The following is a 17,047-nucleotide window of genomic DNA, read 5'->3' on the forward strand; positions in this document are numbered from 1 at the left end:
TTGTTAGCGCTGCCCACTTTACTCAAACAAGGTTATTGCCCACGCCTTGCCAGCGGCACGATTTGCGCCTCAGGCACACTTGGCCAAATCATCCCACCGTCGATTGTTTTGATTTTATTGGCGGATGTGCTGTCCAACGCCTATCAACAAGCCCAGTTACAGCAAGGCAATTTTGCCCCCGAAACCCTATCGGTGGGGGATTTATTTGCCGGTGCCATCCTACCAGGCCTGGTGCTGGTCGGGCTTTATATCCTTTACATGATTGGCGTGGCGATTTTTCAACCGCATCGTGTGCCGGCGTTTAAAACCGAACATACCGGTTTAAACAGCGGCTTAATTGGACGAGTTATACAAAGTTTATTGCCGCCGATTGGTCTGATTGTTTTGGTGCTGGGTTCAATCATTGGTGGCATTGCGACCCCAACCGAAGCGGGGGCGTTAGGTGCATTAGGTGCGTTACTGTTGGCTTTGGCAAAAGGTCAACTCAGCCTAAACACCTTAAAATCGGTGATGCTCAGCAGTTTAAAAATCACCAGTATGATCTTTTTAATCTTTATTGGCGCCGCCTTCTTTTCGCTAGTATTCCGTGGTTTGGGTGGCGATGATTTAGTACACGATTTACTCGGCGAGTTACCCGGGGGGTTATTCACCGCGATGCTGATTGTGATGGTGATGTTATTTGTGCTGGGTTTCTTTTTAGACTTTATCGAAATCACCTATGTGGTGGTGCCGATTGTCGCACCGATTTTATTTATCCTAGGGGCTGACCCCATTTGGCTGGGCATTATGATTGCGATTAACCTACAGACCGCGTTTTTAACGCCGCCGTTTGGGTTTGCGTTATTTTATTTACGCGGTGTCGCCAGCCAGGCCAGTCTGAAAACCATTGATATGTATCGCGGTGTTTGGCCTTATATATTAATTCAACTCTTTTTGCTTGGCCTGCTGGCGTTTTGGCCGAGTTTAAGCACCTGGCTGCCGAGCTTGTTATCTTAAAATTTCACCCAAGGAAAGCCGATGTTTTGGATATTTTTACGCTTAGGTCTAACCTCGTTTGGCGGGCCGATGGCCCATATTGGTTTTTTCCGCCAGGAGTTTGTCGAAAAACGCGCTTGGTTTAGCGACAGCCAATTTGCCCAGTGGATCGCGTTATGCCACGCCTTGCCCGGGCCTTCGAGCTCACAACTGGGTTTTCTAATCGGTTATCAACGTGGTGGCTGGCCGGGTGCTTTGGCGGCCTTTTTGGGTTTTACCTTGCCGTCAGCTTTAATCATGAGTGGTCTGGCCTATGGTTGGTTTGCCTACCACCAGGCCTGGTCGGCATTAATTCCGGCCTTATTAATTGTCGCGGCTGCGGTGATTATTCAGGCCACTTGGGGCATGGCGAAACAGTTTTGTAGACGTGCCGAATGGGTATTAACCGCGATCAGTAGCGCATTCGTATTACTGGCCTTTCCCAGCGTCTGGACACCGATTTTATTATTGCTTGGTTTGGCGTTACTCGGCCAATGGCTAAAAACAGACGCCCCCGCATCCACACTGAGTTTGCAACGCTCGCCCAGTCGTCGACTCGCGTTAACCCTACTGGTCGCACCCTTGGGTTTATTAATCCTACTACCAGGCCTGGTGCTTTTTCTGCCAGAACTGGCCTTGTTTGATAGTCTGTATCGCGCCGGGGCACTGGTATTTGGCGGCGGTCATGTTGTGTTGCCTTATTTACAAATCGAACTGGTACAACCAGGCCTGGTGACGGAGTCGGCTTTTTTAAGCGGTTATGCATTTGCACAAACCTTACCCGGGCCCATGTTTAGTTTTGCAACCTATTTAGGCACACTTACGCAAGGCTGGCTGGGCGCCATTATCGCCACAATAGCGATTTTTTTAGCCGGTTTGGCTTGGATTATTGGCGTATTGCCGTTTTATCAACAGCTCATTACTCGCTCAAGTTTTCAGGCGGGATTAGTTGCGATTCAAGCTGGGGTGGTGGGGTTTCTCATCGCGGCCTTAATTAACCCGATTTTACCGCACGCAATTGTGAGTTTGCCAAGCTTGGGGTTATTAGGTTTAAACCTGTTATTACTCTGGCGATTTAAGGTTTCGGCGATTGTATTGATCTTATTGAATTTGAGTGTGGTGGTTTTCGCCGAATGGCTAGCACCAGGCCTGGTGATTGGTTAAGAGGTTGTGTTTTAGCCACATTTAGCCGCCGGTTTTTGATAACCAGAGCGGCCAGGCTCAGACTTAATTTAGTCCTTTTAATCGCCTTTTTCTGCAATTTTTTTCAAGTTTTCGTGAATTTTAAACAACACAATTAATAACTCACACCAAATTCTTGCAAATACCCCACCAAACACAATAATCGCCAAACCGGTAAAAAAGCTGCCTAAGGTCACGCCGTAATAACCCGACATTGCACCTAAACCAGACACCAGTGCAATCGCAAGTAATAGCCAATACACAAACGTAATGATCTTTGGGGTTAACATCGAATCAAACATTAAAATCGGCTTTAACATGGTCTCTATCCTTTCATTATTTAATAAAATTCACCTAGGTGAATTAGCCCCCCATTGTTTGGCAAAACGCGGATTAAGTACAATCAAATTGTTTTATCAATGGATTGGGCGCCTCGATTGTGTTTAAGGCTGTTTCGATGAAGTTTTGCGCTTGATGGTGAGCACCCCCACACCGATCATAACTAAGGTAAAACCGATTAGGTGCGACAGGGTAAAAGGTTCGGCCAGAATCCAGACGGCTAATGCAATCGTAAACACCGGCCCTAAACTGCCGATGATGCCAGTTTGTGCTGGGCCTAAGCGGGCGATAGCTTCAGAAATCATAAAGCTGGGGATAACCGTACTGAAAATCGCCAGCAAAAAAGTCCAAAGTAGAATCTGTGGATTCAGCTCAAATTCTGTCCAATTCATGGTTACACCAAAAAATACCACCACCCAAACACAAGCCGCCAACATCGCCCAACTGGTAAACCATAAACTGCCGACTTGAGCGATGATCGCGCGGCTAAACAACACATAAAACGCGAAACTAAAGGCCGCTAACGCTACTAATAACGTGCCTTTGGCTACGCCATCCCCCGCCAAACTGGCTTCTTGCGCGTAAATCAGCCATATGCCGATATAAGACAAGGTTAAAGCTAAAATGATTTTACGCGTTAAAGGTTGCTTAAAAAACAACGCCCCTAAAATCGCCACCATAATCGGATAGGTGAATAACGTCAGGCGTTCAAGCTGTGCCGAAATCAACTCCAACCCCATCAAATCCAGCCATGACGACACAAAATAGCCCATAAACCCTAGCCCGATCAACGCCAACCAAGTACGCGCTGGAATTTGCGCACCTTTTTGCGGGTAACGTTGCCACAAAGCCCAGGCGATCAGTGCATACACCGGTATCGCCATGAGCATTCTGAGCAGCATCACGCCATCCGCATCCGAACCGGCTTGGTAAGCGAGTTTGATCAAAATGGATTTAACTGAAAACAGTAAAGTGCCGACCACCGCTAAGCCAAATCCGATCCAAAAATAGCCTCGTGTCACAGTGTCTAATCCTGCTGCCAAAAAGCCCATTATAGTAACAAGCCAACACAATGCATGACAGATGCAAAACTTTCGTTTTATTTAGACGCGGGTTTTGTATAATGCAGGGTCAAAGTTGGTTTATTTTAGATGCTGTAACAAGGACATTATCCCTTATGAAATTTCGTTTCCCGGTCGTCATTATTGATGAAGATTTTCGCTCAGAAAATGCCTCGGGCACAGGCGTGCGTGCGCTGGCTGAAGCCATTGAAAAAGAAGGCATGGAAACCTTAGGGGTCACCAGTTTTAATGACACGGCGATGATTGCCCAACAGCAAAACCGTGCTTCTTGTTTTATTCTATCGATCGACGACGACGAGTTTGCCGATGAAGCGCATAAAGATGACGCGATTGAAAAGCTGCGTTTATTCGTCGGCGAAATTCGCCATCGCAACGCCGACATTCCAATCTTTTTATATGGCGAAACTCGCACTTCTCGCCACATACCGAATGATGTATTGAAAGAACTACACGGCTTTATTCACATGTTTGAAGATACGCCTGAGTTTGTCGCGCGCCATATTATTCGCGAAGCACGTGTGTATCTGAAAGGTTTAGCACCGCCCTTTTTCCGTGCGCTCACCGCTTATGCCGCTGATGGCTCCTATTCTTGGCATTGCCCAGGACACTCCGGCGGTGTGGCTTTCTTGAAAAGCCCAGTCGGGCAAATGTTTCATCAGTTTTTTGGCGAAAACATGTTGCGCGCCGACGTGTGTAACGCGGTAGATGAACTGGGTCAGCTATTAGACCATACCGGTGCGGTCGCCGACTCAGAACAAAACGCGGCGCGTATTTTTGGCGCCGACCACTTGTTTTTTGTAACAAATGGTACCTCAACCTCAAACAAAATTGTTTGGCACGCCAACGTCGCGGATGACGATATTGTGGTGGTCGATCGTAACTGTCATAAATCAGTTTTACACTCCATTATTATGACCGGTGCCGTGCCGGTTTTCTTAATGCCAACCCGCAACCATTACGGCATCATTGGCCCAATCCCGGAATCGGAGTTCCATCCTGAGACCATTAAAAAGAAAATTCAAGCCAATCCTTTGGTGGTCGATCCAACCGCAAAACCACAAATGTTGACGCTGACTCAAAGCACCTATGATGGCATCTTGTATAACGTAGACACTATCAAGAAAACGCTGGGTGAATACGTTGAAAACCTGCATTTCGATGAAGCTTGGTTGCCGCATGCAACATTCCACCGCTTCTATGAAGGCATGCATGCCATTGGTCGCGACACCAACCGCTCTGAAGGTCCGATGGTTTATGCTTGCCAATCCACGCATAAATTATTGGCGGGCTTAAGCCAGGCCAGTCAAATTTTGGTTCAGGAATCACCAAAACGTTTATTGGATCGTGGGCGTTTTAATGAAGCTTATTTAATGCACGTTTCCACCAGCCCGCAATATTCGATTATTGCCAGCTGCGATGTGGCCGCCGCTATGATGGAACCACCGGGCGGTACCGCTCTGGTGGAAGAGTCAATTGCCGAAGCGCTGGATTTCCGTCGTGCAATGCGCAAAGTTGACGAAGAATTTGGCGATTCATGGTGGTTTAAAGTTTGGGGGCCAGACGAACTCGCCGAAGAAGGCATGGGCGAACGTGATGCCTGGATTTTGCGAGCCAACGAACCTTGGCATGGTTTTGGTAACCTAGCCAAAAATTTCAACATGCTTGATCCAATTAAAGCGACGATTATTACACCAGGCCTGGCGGTAAATGGTGACTTCTCTGAAACCGGGATTCCAGCAGCGATTGTCACGCGTTATTTGTCGGAGCATGGTGTGATCATCGAAAAAACTGGCTTGTATTCGTTCTTTATCATGTTCACCATCGGTATTACTAAAGGCCGCTGGAACACCATGGTAACCGCCTTGCAACAGTTTAAAGATGATTATGATCGTAACGTGCCTTTGTGGCGTGTATTGCCCACTTTTATCGCCAAATACCCACGTTATGAACGCATTGGTTTAAAAGACCTGTCGGATGCAATCCACAATATGTACAAAGAAAACGATGTGGCGCGCTTAACCACCGAAATGTACACTTCGCACATGGAACCGGCGATGAAACCGGCCGATGCTTACGCGAAAATGGTACATAACAAAATTGAGCGCGTTGAAGTTGATGATTTAGAAGGACGCATTACCGCGATTCTACTAACGCCTTACCCACCGGGAATCCCATTGTTAATTCCGGGGGAACGCGTCAACCAAAAAATCATGGACTATTTGAAATTTGCACGTAACTTTAATGAAAAATTCCCTGGGTTCGAAACCGATATCCACGGACTGGTAAAAGAAGAAGTAGACGGCAAAATGGTCTATTCAATGGATTGCGTGAAAATTTAATTTCGCTTAAATCTAATCTTTTTGAGCCCGCTTTAGCGGGCTTTTTGCGCCTAAGTTCGTGGTTTTTTCATAATCTAATTGGCTGGCTTCTTTATAATACCTACTCGTAACTTGGTAGCCAGCTGAACAATAGCCGCCGACTTTAATCCTGTTTGCCTCAAACATCCTTACATGGAATCGCTTTAATGATTGTGAGCTTCAAAGTCAAACTCATCGCCCTGCTGCTTATTTTTGGGCTTTTTTTGATCGTCGGCACGATTGTCACGAATCACGCCATGCTCAAAAACAGCTTAATTGAGTATGTGGATAAGCGTGACCAACAGCATCTTGAGCGTATCAAAAAGAATATTCAATTTGTGATTGAGGAAAAATTTGAGTACGACCTAAGTATTATTGATGAAGTCACCTGGCGTAAAATTGTCAGCATTTCCAGCCGAGTCGACTTTACCGAAACTTTTGTGCCGGTTGATTTGTTTTTAAACTATCCCTATTCGGACTTTAAACAACGCCACCCGGACTTTACCGAAAAACGCCTTAGCTTAGTCGATACCAATAAAGACTGTCTATATGGCTTTCCGACCGAAGAAAACCGTAAATTCATTCCAATCGAAATTAATCAACAGATAGTGGGTTACATTGGCTACAGCCATCGCGCCGAACTGACCGAAGCCTTAGATATCCAGCTAGCGGAACGCCAACGGTCATTGCTAACTTACGGCGTATTCTTTCTGGTGTTATTGTCTGGCATATTATTAATGCCGTTTGGTCACTACTTCCTGCAACCGATTTTATCGGTCACCCAGGGTATGCGCGCGCTCACGGCAGGTAAGTTTAATACCCGTTTAAAAGTCAATCGGCGTGATGAGCTTGGGCAACTACAACAGGATTTTAACCACCTCGCGATCAGCCTAGAAAAAAACCAACAAAGTCGTAACCAATGGATTGCCGATATTTCACATGAGTTACGCACACCTCTAACCATTATTCGCGGCGACATTGAGGCCTTAAAAGATGGCATTCGCCCCCTTAATGCTGACAGTTTAGATAACTTATACAGCGAAGCCATCCACCTAAATCGTTTAGTCGAGGATCTTTATCAAATTACGTTAAATGACGTGGGTGGCTTACGTTATCAAATGCAGCCGCTTGAATTTGGCTTACTGGTTAAACAATCAATTGAACCCTTCATCAGCCTGGCACGCGAAAAAGGCATTAAGCTTGAGACCTACCTGCCAGTTTCCGAGATAAAATTCCGTGGTGATGCCGACCGTTTACAGCAAATGCTGACCAACTTAATCAGTAACAGCCTGGCTTATACCGATGCACCAGGCCTGGTAAAACTCCGTTTAAAAACCAATAAAAACAATTTAAATTTGGATATTGAAGATTCGGCACCAGGTGTACCGGATGACGCGCTGCCGCATTTATTTGACCGATTCTTCCGAGGCGAAGCCTCACGCAATCGTCGTTATGGCGGCGCTGGCATCGGCTTGGCCTTGGTGGAACAAATTGTACAAGCGCATCAAGGTACAATAGACTGTCAACACAGCCCGCTAGGCGGCTTACTTATTTCTATCCAACTACCCTTGGAGGCGTTTCCTAAATGAACATCCTAATTGTTGAAGACGAACAACGTATTGCCGATTTGTTAATGGATTATGCTAAGGCCGCAGGTTACCAAGCCTCGCACTTAAACACCGGGGTTAACGCGGTCGAAACTATTCGCAACACCCAACCCGACTTAGTCTTGTTAGATATTATGTTGCCGGGCGTAGATGGCTTGGATATTTGTAAAGGGGTGCGCAAAACCTCGCAAGTGCCGATCATTATGGTGAGTGCGCGGGTGGAAGAATTGGATCGTATTTTAGGCTTAGAAATCGGTGCCGATGATTACATTTGCAAACCTTTCAGCCCGCGTGAAGTCATGGCGCGCGTTAAAGCCGTTTTACGCCGCCACTACGAGACACAAACACCGACCGAATGGGTTTTGGATGAATCTCGCTCACAAGTTCAGTTTCAGCAAAAAAGTGTGGCGCTAACCTCGGTTGAGTTTGCTTTATTTCAAGTATTATTTGAACACCCGGGTCAGATTTTTTCGCGTTCCCAGTTGATGAATCGAATTTATCAAGATGGCCGTGTGGTATCGGATCGCACCGTCGACAGCCATATCAAAAAACTACGCCAAAAACTGCACCAGGCCTGGCCGGATACCGAAGTGATTCACTCGGTATATGGCATTGGCTATAAGTTTGAAATACTTGATGAACCCGAAACAGAGGTCGAGTTGGCTGAATGAAACGTCAGCACAAGCGCCATATTCCTTAAGCTAATTGCTTCACAATATGTTGTGCGACATAACGTGCTTGTGCCAACACGGCGGTGAGTAAATAACCACCGGTCGGTGCTTCCCAATCCAGCATTTCACCAATCGCATAACCACCAGGCCTGGTGGTTAGTTCACTAAACTCACTTAAGCTCTCAAACGTTAACCCACCCGCGCTGCTAATCGCTTCACTGATCGGGCGGGCGGCGGTCAATTTTAATTCAAAATGCTTTAGGGTATGGGCAACTTTTTGCATATCTTGCGCTGCGTTAGCATCCAACCTTTCGCGCAATAAATTAATCCGCATTGCATCCAAACCGGCCCGTTTTAACTGGTTAGACCAAGACATTTTGGCGCGCGGTTTATTTAGGCGCTGCCTAAGCTTATCTAGCGACACATCTGGCATTAAATCCAAATAAGCTTCGACTTGCCCCTGCTTCAATAAACTATCTCGCATTGGCGCTGATAAGGCATAAATCAAACTGCCTTCAATACCGGCTTGCGTAATCAAACACTCGCCTTTTTGATGCCAAACACGCCCCTGATAATCGGTTAGATTTAATGCCACCGACTTTAAAGGTTGACCGGCAAATTTATCTTGAAATATCGCCGACCAAGCTAAATCAAAGCCACAGTTGGCGGGTAATAGTGGTGTTATATGATCCGGTTCAAAATACTTAACCCACTGCCCGTCCGACCCCAAATGCGGCCAACTTGCACCCCCTAACGCGAGGATGACTTGATCTGCTTCAATGTTTTTTTGGCCTTCAAGGGTTTGAAACACAAGCGCGCCATCATTTGACCAGCCTTGCCAATGGTGACGCATGGCAAACTGCACACCTTGCTCGCGCAAACGCTGCAACCATTTACGTAACAAAGGTGCGGCCTTCATATCCTGTGGATAAACCCGACCAGAGCTGCCCACAAAGGTATCTATACCAAAACTTTGCACCCAATTACGAATATCATTCGGGCCAAAATTTTTAATCCAAGGTTCAATTTGCGCTCGCCGAGTCCCATAAGCCGCCATAAATTCATTCATAGGTTTGGTATGGGTAATATTCAGTCCACCCCGACCGGCCTGCAAAAACTTACGCCCGACCGACGGCATCGCATCATAAACCGTGACCACCAGGCCTGGTTGTTTCGACAAGACTTCGGCGGCCATCAAGCCGCCCGGTCCGGCACCGATAATGGCGATCTGTTTCATCTAAATAATTCCAGCTATTGATTAGAGGCATTATAACGAAAAAGCCCCAGACTTAAGCTGGGGCTTTTTGAATCAAGCAAATACTTAACTTAGGTTTAGCGCGTCAATTCATTATAAATATGACGCGAATTGGCCTGCCAAGTCTGATCAAATACTGGACGATCCTTGTAAGCCGACTGATCGATTCTTTCGGCATCGACCAGATCACCACCAGATTCAATTACCTTTTTAACTTCGGTTTGCAACCAAACCAAGTAATCGTAAGTATCGCGTTTAACTGTCGCCATATCGGTTGGGCCACCATGGCCCGGAACAATAATGGTGCCTTCTGGTGTAAAGTCCATAAAGGTTTCAAACGACTTCACCCACTTAAAGGTGTCGGTGTAATTAAACAGCGCCAACATACGGGTGTTGTAGGCCAAATCACCCGGGAAAATGACATTGCGTGATGGAACGTAAACCGCAGTCGAACCTGGAGTATGGCCCGGACCAAAGTAATGTAACGAGACTTTCTCGCCACCGCCGACATCAATTTCCATCTCCTCATCAAAGATTGTGTATTCTTCAGAAATATTGTGTGCACCTTGAGTGTACTGAAACCCAACCGCATCCGACCAACGCTGTTTGATAATATCCCAACTTGCACTAAAGTCAGCATAAGCTTGTCGGTTAGAGTAGAAGTTGCGCACCCCCATGTCATACCAATAACTCGCCCCTAAATGTGCATGACCTTGGTGGTTTTCAACTGCCACCCATTTCACCGGCTTATTGGTGTGTTTTTTAATTTGCTCATGCAAGGCTTTCGCTAAAGCGGGGTTAGCACCACCATTAAACACAAATACGCCATCTTCAAAAATCATAAAGCTCAGGTTGTTGTTCAAACCATAGTTGGATGGGTTATGCCAAATCAAGCTGCCTACCACCGTATATACACCTTCGGTGACTTTAACCGCTTCTGGTATATAAGCTCTTGGCCCCAAATAACCCGCCGCTTTTTCGGCACGCGTTAACTGTTCACGATAATGATCCATCCCTTTGGTTAACGGGTCTTGAGATGCATTAGCCCAACGGCTGCCCAGTAGTGCCGCGGCACCAAATATAAAATGACGTCTATTCATGGTATCTTCCTTTTTTATTTTTTAACGTTAAGTTTTGTCGGATTTTCAATCGCTCGCCAAGCCGAGTCGGTCAACTCGTCCAAATAAGCCATCAATGGTCTTTCCAGCAACCCATCCAGATGGAGTTGCACCATCCTTAACACACCGCCAAACGCCAGTGACGCGGCCACCATGCCATCCATTTTGCGCAGTTCCTGTGAGTCGATGCCTTGCTGAACAATATCCCTTAAAATCATAAAGGGTTTAGATGAGCAGATGTGGGAAGAATTCGGCAAATAATCTTTATGGCGTGCATAGAGTATAAAGCTCATCACCTCAGGATAGTCAAGGCTAAATTGCATCATCCAAACCACTAAAGCACGATAACGGGCTTGTGCGCTAGAATGGGGCTCTATAATGGCAATCTCTTGCTGGTAAAGCTCTTCAATCAAACGCTCCATCAAACTATTTGCCAAGCCCTGCTTGTCACCAAAGTGTTTATAAATCGTGCCTGTGCTCACACCCGAGTGTTTAACTAAGTCAGGAATACTTGTATTGAAATAGCCTTTTTCTACGAACAGATACAACGCACTGGTTAAAACCTTGGTTTTAAGCGGTGACGACGCATCGACATGGAAAAAGTTTTGCATATTCTGCACCAACCCAAACAACTAGAATGAACTTTCATTCTAGTTGTTCCGATCTAACAATAACAGTCCTATTTAATGCAAAAATTATGAATAATGTTTTTATTCTCAGCCTTCAGGCGAATCCTACTTAGTCAAATAAATTAAAAGAGGATTTGTATAAAATTTACTAATGGCATATAATTGCCTGGCTTTACCTCATGCTCTCTCATTAGTGACGACTTATTTTCACTGTCTTGTTTTGTACAAGCGGTTTGATTTCGCTAGACCTGAGAGCCGTACGGAGCTCGGGATCATTTTTTTGGCACTTTCGCCATCTTCGTGACTTATTACCTGTTAAGCAATATATTGGCTATTCGCTTTTTATTCGACAGGATTTTTATCGCCCATCATCTCCGTGGAATTGAGTGTTAGCGTATTTAATTAACGCACATTAAGGAATCCACTATGAGCGACACATCTAGCACAGACATCACTTTTGAGAGTTTTAATCTCGACCCAATGGTTTTAAAAGGCCTAAAAGACATCGGTTATGAGGTTCCCTCTCCGATTCAGGCTCAAGCCATACCACCGATTTTAGAAGGCCGCGACATTTTGGGCATGGCGCAAACCGGTACCGGTAAAACCGCCGCGTTTGCTTTGCCTTTATTGTCACGAGTTGACGTAAAAAACACCAACCCACAAATTTTAGTTTTAGCGCCGACGCGCGAATTGGCGATCCAGGTGGCTGAAGCCTTTCAAGGTTTTGCACATCACATCAAAGGCTTTCACGTATTGCCTATTTATGGCGGTCAAGAATATGGCGGTCAAATCCGCGCCTTAAAACGCGGTGCGCAAGTCGTAGTTGGTACGCCAGGTCGCGTTATGGACCACATGCGTAAAGGCACCTTAAAGCTTGATCAACTTCAAGCGATGGTACTAGATGAAGCCGACGAAATGCTACGTATGGGCTTTATTGATGACGTGGAATGGGTGTTAGAACAAACGCCACAAGATCGTCAGATTGCGCTGTTCTCAGCGACCATGCCAAAAGAAGTTCACAAAATTGCGTCAAAGCATTTGAACAACCCGGTAGAAGTTATTATTAAGCAGAAAGCCAATACGGCTTCACTGATTACCCAGTCTTATTGGTTAGTTAGTGGTTTACATAAATTAGATGCGTTAACTCGTATTCTTGAAGCGACCACGTTCGATGGCATGATTATTTTCGTGCGTACCAAAACGGCGACGGTTGAGTTGGCGGAAAAATTAGAAGCACGTGGTTATTCAGCGGCCGCTTTGAATGGCGACATCGCTCAGAACCAACGTGAACGTATTGTTGATCAGTTGAAAAAAGGCAAAATCGATATCTTAATCGCCACCGATGTGGTCGCACGTGGTTTGGATGTTGAACGTATTACCCACGTTATTAACTACGACATTCCTTATGACACCGAAAGTTATGTTCACCGTATCGGTCGTACCGGTCGTGCGGGTCGTGAAGGTAATGCCATTTTATTTGTGGCACCACGCGAACGTCGTTTGTTGCAGCAAATTGAGCGCGCCACCAATAAAAAAATCGACATGCTGGAATTACCAAGCACCGAAACGATCAACGATCAACGCGTTGAAAAATTCAAATCTCGCATTACTGACGCCTTGGAGCAAGAAGGCTTGGAGTTCTATCACAAAATGATCGAAGACATGCAGCAAGCGTCAAATGTGCCGGCCTTAGAGATTGCCGCTGCCTTGGCTAAACTGTTGCAGGGCGACACGCCTTTCTTCTTAGACGACAAGCCTGTGCGTCAAAACTTCCGTGATGATGACCGTGGCTCGCGTGACTTTGGCCGTGATCGTCCAAGTCGTGGTAGAAACGACCGTGGTTCAGAACGCGGTTCGGATCGTCCAGAACGTGCGCCACGTCGCCCACGTACCGATGGTCCACCGGAGTCTGGCATGAAACGTTACCGCTTAGACGTTGGGTTTGCGAACGGCGTTAAGCCAGGCAATATTATTGGCGCGATTGCGAACGAAGGCGGAATTGAAGGTTCATCGATTCGTCAATTGAATATTCAGGACACTTTCAGTTTGGTCGATTTGCCAAGCAACTTATCAAAAGAGCAGTTAGCGACCTTGAAGAAAACCTGGATTTGCGGTCAGCCAAGTGGCTTATCAGAAGTTAACGAAAGTGGTGGTTCAGCATCGGCTGGTGCACCACGTCCAAAACTAAGTCGTAAACCTGGCACAAGCGCACCACGTAAACCACGTCGTACTTAATCGTCTAGCTTAACCAGATAGATTAAATTTGGCATAAAAAAAGCCCAACCACCAGGCCTGGTGGTTGGGCTTTTTTTATGGGTTCGATAAATATCTTGAGCTTACTGGCCGCTTAAAAACTCAATAATGCTTTTACCTTGCATCAAACGGCTATAAGCCGTGGTGTCACGAATCGCCGCTTGTTCACTTTCTGATGACACGCCGCGGGCTTTCATATTGACGGTCGAAACGGTTCGATTGTTAACGTCTGTGACCGTAATCTGGCTATCACGATTCACCATTTTTAAACTCGCAATACGCGCATCAGTGGTTCTGACCGACATAGGGCTAGTTTGCGTACTGAGCTGTATCCGTACATTCGCCCCCGTATTAGATAATTTATAATTTTCCGTCGTTAATTGCTGTTCAATCAACTGAGCTAAGGCCTGCGAATTTTGGTCGGCTTGAATCGAAAACACCGCCGCTTGTTGTTGCTGGCTCATATGCACATACAAGGTTTGATTTAAGCTAATGACGGCATCCGGCTTATAAGTTGGCTGCAAAACCTGCATCACACTTAATGTTGACATAAGTTCCGCTGACTGTTGCATGATCGTGGGTTTATTCTTTAACTGTTCAAACAAACTGGTTTGTTTATAAAGCTCAAAGTCATGGCGTAACTGAGATTGCGCTTGATTCAATTTGTTTTGATAGCTCTGAATCAAGGCTTGACGATTAACGCTCACCACTACTTCAACTTGACCGGCATTTCGCTGTTGATCCAACAAACTCACACCGACAAAATCAATGGCTTTGGTCTGGGTTAACACTCGGTTTCTAAAGTCTTGCTCAACCTGCTCATCGCCGTCACGCATAGTGACAGATAAGTTGGTTTCGGTTTGGGATTGAACCGAAACCGAAATCCGTGTTGCAATCCGCGCTAACGCATCTTGTTGCGCGGATTGCTCCGATTCACCAAAACCTTGCGCATAAAAATGCGCTTGGTTGTCCGGCGGCACCATCAGCTCGGGCTTGGGTTGCGCAGTTTGACTTGCTGAACTGGGTGGTTTGCTTGGACTCGACGCACAGCCGACCAACCCGAATAACACAACCAAACTTATTAAACTATTTTTAACCATAAGACGTCTTTCTCACTTAATTTATTCAACGCTTTTAAAAAAAGCAATGGCTCAGAAACCACACGCTGTTATTTTGTAGCCTGCATTTTTTTCTGACTGGCATCCGCTTCAATAATCACATCTACCACTTTGGCATATTTATTGGCTAACGAATATTGTTTCACTATGTAATAACTGCCCATACCGATGGAAGGTAACAAATAAATTACGTTTTCAGTTAAACGCACAATCCGCTCCCCCATTAAATCCCGCTTATCGACTGGCACCAAAGCGGTTGAAACCGCCAAACTCACCAGTTCTTTGTCAAAGTTTTGAAAACTATTACGGCCGATTAATGAAGCCACCGATAAGCTATAAAGCACACCCGCTTGCATAGCGCTGGACTTTATATCATCCAACACCCGTTTAATATTTTGCGCTAACATCACACGATCTTCGGACAAGTTAATGTCACTTTTAAGCGCAACTAACGCCGAATCCAATAACAGAAAATGAATTTCTTGCTTTTGATCGGCTTGCTGTTCGGCCTGTTTAATTTGCACATCCAATACCGCGATTTGCTCATTTATTTGCTGAACGTCACTCACGCTCAAAGGGCGTAAAGAACCGGTATAGTTGGGTTTGTTTGTGGCTTTATTGTCTTCGAGGCGTTTTTCGAGATAGGCTTTATCTTTTTTTAAGTACGCCGCCTCATCAATTGCGGTTTGCATTTGCTGGTGCGAGTCGACTAAGTCTTTTTGATAGTTAACAGGCATCAACGAGGTGAGGCCTGCAAATAGGTTCGGATGCATTGTTGCTTGCGCCGCTTCTATTTGAATCGGGGTTTTGTCTTCGGCATCGACAAACTCAAGAAATTGATCCAGCCTAGGCGAATACTTAAGTACATTTGGCCAATTTTGCGCATCAGCGCCATAAAGTACCTGGATTTTTTGGTAAACCTCATAGGTCAGCGGCGAAATACCCGGTGCCATATAACCGCCCAACACGCGCATTTGATAGGGATCGGAATAATGCCGGGTGGCATACCAAGGGTCATTCGCGAGTGCTTGTCGGATGGCTTTGTAGTCTTGATCACTCATCTCATCCGTAATCGCTTGTGGCCATTTGGCGTCAGCTGAAATCGGCATGTTATTTAGAATATGATGATTGACTCGTAATACACCAGTGCCAACCGCAACTCGATTCGCGCTGGCTTCAACCGTTGGTACTTCGAGCAAGGCGGTCGCTCCCTCACCCAAAGTAGCACAACCGGCAGTCAACAACACGCCCACCACAAGTCCGCTTAAGCCCAAGTAACGTTTAATCATAAGCTCTCTTATTATTTTTTGGTTTGAGCTTAACGCATGAAAAACTGTTCATCGAGCTCTTGGTTAAGTTGTAAGTTACGTGTTCTTTGATCCTGGGTTAACACCAACAAACGGTAAAAATTATCAAACCGCGCTTTCGCCGAGGCAATAATGTCATTCTGGTTGCCACCTAATCGGAACGCTTGTTCGTATGCTTGTTTGGCATTGGCGCTAATATTTAAGTTTTCAGACCGACTGCCTTGGGCTTCATACAGCACCGCTAAGTTATAATAAAAATTCACGTCGCGCTTACCTTGATACTTAAGCATATCGTCAATCGCCGATTGAAAATTACCCTTCTCCGCAAAGCCGATCACATGCGATAAATCCGACGGCAGGCTAAGAAACTCTCTAAGTTGATTGGTTCGGGTAGGTGAAATATCCGTCACAAATTTTTTAACCGCCGTTTGGGTTAAGCTAGCCAATACCGTTTGCTTGCTTGGCAAACGATTGGGGTCACTTGAAAAGCGGAACTCTTGAGCATCGTAAACCTTAGCCAATACCGCATTCGAACCTTTTGACAGGGTAAAAGTGACGCTTAGGTTGGCTTTGCGTTCGCCACCTTGTTCGCTATATTGGAAATCCATCACCTCCATATCCAACACCACGCTGGCCATATCGTAAATCGGGTGGATGCTGATAAAACGGGTTTCGGTAATCTGAACTTGGAGCTGATTTACCAAGTTGCGTGTCAGCAGATCCACCTCGTCATTAGCTGGTGGCTGAGTCGAAAAAGCTAAGTCGGGATTAATCGCAAAACTCAAATACACGCCTTCGGCGGTTTCACTGCCACTTTTAAGCTCTTCAATTTTACTCAGCTCAACCGGTGCAGTATAGGATGGCACCACAATCTTGGTATTTTGGGCACAGCCCGACATCAACAAAATCAAGCTTAATCCGATCAGACGTTGCATCGTTAAGTTGTTTCGTAACATTCTATTCTTCCCTTTTTCTGTTAGTTTAGGGCAAATACGGCTTACGGGCACCTCGATTAACCCAAGTCCGTTTTTAAAAATTTACGTCTACTTATGCTGACTCATTTTATTGTGTTGAGAGTAAGTTTAAGGGCTGCGAAACCCGTCATTCGCGGATCG

The 17,047-nt window shown here is 45.8% G+C and carries 14 protein-coding genes; 6 read left to right on the plus strand and 8 right to left on the minus strand.

Going from position 1 to position 17,047, the window contains the following annotated elements; translation table 11 throughout:
• Both IBX48_RS00515 and chrA read left to right on the plus strand, forming a co-directional pair.
• Positions 1-996: TRAP transporter large permease subunit (locus IBX48_RS00515; protein WP_296829443.1), on the plus strand; the 996-nt coding region annotated here is incomplete at its 5' end.
• A gap of 21 nt (positions 997-1,017) precedes the next feature.
• Positions 1,018-2,178, plus strand: coding sequence for a chromate efflux transporter (chrA, locus tag IBX48_RS00520; protein WP_296829447.1), 1,161 nt, complete (start codon positions 1,018-1,020; stop codon positions 2,176-2,178).
• Between the two features lie 77 nt (positions 2,179-2,255).
• Here chrA and IBX48_RS00525 read toward each other — a convergent pair whose 3' ends face one another.
• Together IBX48_RS00525 and IBX48_RS00530 are read right to left on the minus strand one after the other, a co-directional pair.
• The gene (locus IBX48_RS00525; protein WP_296829450.1) at positions 2,256-2,516 is read right to left on the minus strand and encodes a DUF4282 domain-containing protein; all 261 of its coding nucleotides are present in this window, start codon (positions 2,514-2,516) and stop codon (positions 2,256-2,258) included.
• Between the two features lie 123 nt (positions 2,517-2,639).
• On the minus strand, positions 2,640-3,557 hold the full coding sequence (locus IBX48_RS00530; RefSeq protein WP_296829453.1) for a DMT family transporter: 918 nt from the start codon (positions 3,555-3,557) through the stop codon (positions 2,640-2,642).
• Positions 3,558-3,712: 155 nt separating this feature from the next.
• On the opposite strand from IBX48_RS00530, the gene IBX48_RS00535 reads away from it, so the two are divergent.
• From IBX48_RS00535 to IBX48_RS00545, 3 genes are all read left to right on the plus strand, one after another.
• Positions 3,713-5,956, plus strand: coding sequence for an Orn/Lys/Arg decarboxylase N-terminal domain-containing protein (locus IBX48_RS00535; protein WP_296829456.1), 2,244 nt, complete (start codon positions 3,713-3,715; stop codon positions 5,954-5,956).
• 185 nt (positions 5,957-6,141) lie between these two features.
• On the plus strand, positions 6,142-7,563 hold the full coding sequence (locus tag IBX48_RS00540; protein WP_296829460.1) for an ATP-binding protein: 1,422 nt from the start codon (positions 6,142-6,144) through the stop codon (positions 7,561-7,563).
• The gene (locus IBX48_RS00545; protein ID WP_296829464.1) at positions 7,560-8,252 is read left to right on the plus strand and encodes a response regulator; all 693 of its coding nucleotides are present in this window, start codon (positions 7,560-7,562) and stop codon (positions 8,250-8,252) included. Before IBX48_RS00540 ends, IBX48_RS00545 begins: the two co-directional genes overlap by 4 nt.
• Before the next feature lie 25 nt (positions 8,253-8,277).
• Here IBX48_RS00545 and IBX48_RS00550 read toward each other — a convergent pair whose 3' ends face one another.
• The 3 genes from IBX48_RS00550 to IBX48_RS00560 form a co-directional block, all read right to left on the minus strand.
• The gene (locus IBX48_RS00550) at positions 8,278-9,489 is read right to left on the minus strand and encodes a TIGR03862 family flavoprotein (protein ID WP_296829467.1); all 1,212 of its coding nucleotides are present in this window, start codon (positions 9,487-9,489) and stop codon (positions 8,278-8,280) included.
• A 95-nt stretch (positions 9,490-9,584) separates the two neighbouring features.
• Positions 9,585-10,607 carry an MBL fold metallo-hydrolase gene (locus IBX48_RS00555; protein WP_296829470.1) on the minus strand — a complete coding sequence of 341 codons (1,023 nt, stop codon included), beginning with the start codon at positions 10,605-10,607 and terminating at the stop codon, positions 9,585-9,587.
• A gap of 14 nt (positions 10,608-10,621) precedes the next feature.
• On the minus strand, positions 10,622-11,236 hold the full coding sequence (locus IBX48_RS00560; RefSeq protein ID WP_296829473.1) for a TetR/AcrR family transcriptional regulator: 615 nt from the start codon (positions 11,234-11,236) through the stop codon (positions 10,622-10,624).
• A 444-nt stretch (positions 11,237-11,680) separates the two neighbouring features.
• Here IBX48_RS00560 and IBX48_RS00565 point away from each other — a divergent pair, with 444 nt between their 5' ends.
• A complete protein-coding gene (locus tag IBX48_RS00565) occupies positions 11,681-13,489 on the plus strand; it encodes a DEAD/DEAH box helicase (protein ID WP_296829476.1) in 1,809 nt (602 codons plus the stop codon).
• Between the two features lie 101 nt (positions 13,490-13,590).
• Here IBX48_RS00565 and IBX48_RS00570 read toward each other — a convergent pair whose 3' ends face one another.
• The 3 genes from IBX48_RS00570 to IBX48_RS00580 form a co-directional block, all read right to left on the minus strand.
• On the minus strand, positions 13,591-14,607 hold the full coding sequence (locus IBX48_RS00570; protein WP_296829480.1) for an LPP20 family lipoprotein: 1,017 nt from the start codon (positions 14,605-14,607) through the stop codon (positions 13,591-13,593).
• A gap of 68 nt (positions 14,608-14,675) precedes the next feature.
• On the minus strand, positions 14,676-15,914 hold the full coding sequence (locus IBX48_RS00575; protein ID WP_296829483.1) for a hypothetical protein: 1,239 nt from the start codon (positions 15,912-15,914) through the stop codon (positions 14,676-14,678).
• A 29-nt stretch (positions 15,915-15,943) separates the two neighbouring features.
• The gene (locus IBX48_RS00580; RefSeq protein ID WP_296829486.1) at positions 15,944-16,888 is read right to left on the minus strand and encodes a hypothetical protein; all 945 of its coding nucleotides are present in this window, start codon (positions 16,886-16,888) and stop codon (positions 15,944-15,946) included.
• Between the last annotated feature and the right edge of the window lie 159 nt (positions 16,889-17,047).

The organism is Thiomicrospira sp., from assembly GCF_014859555.1.
In the GTDB taxonomy this organism is placed as follows: domain Bacteria; phylum Pseudomonadota; class Gammaproteobacteria; order Thiomicrospirales; family Thiomicrospiraceae; genus Thiomicrospira.

What these genes read in the sequence shown, in the direction of transcription:
- IBX48_RS00575 (WP_296829483.1), bottom strand. Translation starts at nt 15,914, where the DNA reads ATGATTAAACGTTACTTGGGCTTAAGCGGACTTGTGGTGGGCGTGTTG.
- chrA (WP_296829447.1), top strand. Translation starts at nt 1,018, where the DNA reads ATGTTTTGGATATTTTTACGCTTAGGTCTAACCTCGTTTGGCGGGCCG.
- IBX48_RS00570 (WP_296829480.1), bottom strand. Translation starts at nt 14,607, where the DNA reads ATGGTTAAAAATAGTTTAATAAGTTTGGTTGTGTTATTCGGGTTGGTC.
- IBX48_RS00555 (WP_296829470.1), bottom strand. Translation starts at nt 10,607, where the DNA reads ATGAATAGACGTCATTTTATATTTGGTGCCGCGGCACTACTGGGCAGC.
- IBX48_RS00525 (WP_296829450.1), bottom strand. Translation starts at nt 2,516, where the DNA reads ATGTTAAAGCCGATTTTAATGTTTGATTCGATGTTAACCCCAAAGATC.
- IBX48_RS00545 (WP_296829464.1), top strand. Translation starts at nt 7,560, where the DNA reads ATGAACATCCTAATTGTTGAAGACGAACAACGTATTGCCGATTTGTTA.
- IBX48_RS00580 (WP_296829486.1), bottom strand. Translation starts at nt 16,888, where the DNA reads ATGTTACGAAACAACTTAACGATGCAACGTCTGATCGGATTAAGCTTG.
- IBX48_RS00540 (WP_296829460.1), top strand. Translation starts at nt 6,142, where the DNA reads ATGATTGTGAGCTTCAAAGTCAAACTCATCGCCCTGCTGCTTATTTTT.
- IBX48_RS00535 (WP_296829456.1), top strand. Translation starts at nt 3,713, where the DNA reads ATGAAATTTCGTTTCCCGGTCGTCATTATTGATGAAGATTTTCGCTCA.
- IBX48_RS00550 (WP_296829467.1), bottom strand. Translation starts at nt 9,489, where the DNA reads ATGAAACAGATCGCCATTATCGGTGCCGGACCGGGCGGCTTGATGGCC.
- IBX48_RS00565 (WP_296829476.1), top strand. Translation starts at nt 11,681, where the DNA reads ATGAGCGACACATCTAGCACAGACATCACTTTTGAGAGTTTTAATCTC.
- IBX48_RS00560 (WP_296829473.1), bottom strand. Translation starts at nt 11,236, where the DNA reads ATGCAAAACTTTTTCCATGTCGATGCGTCGTCACCGCTTAAAACCAAG.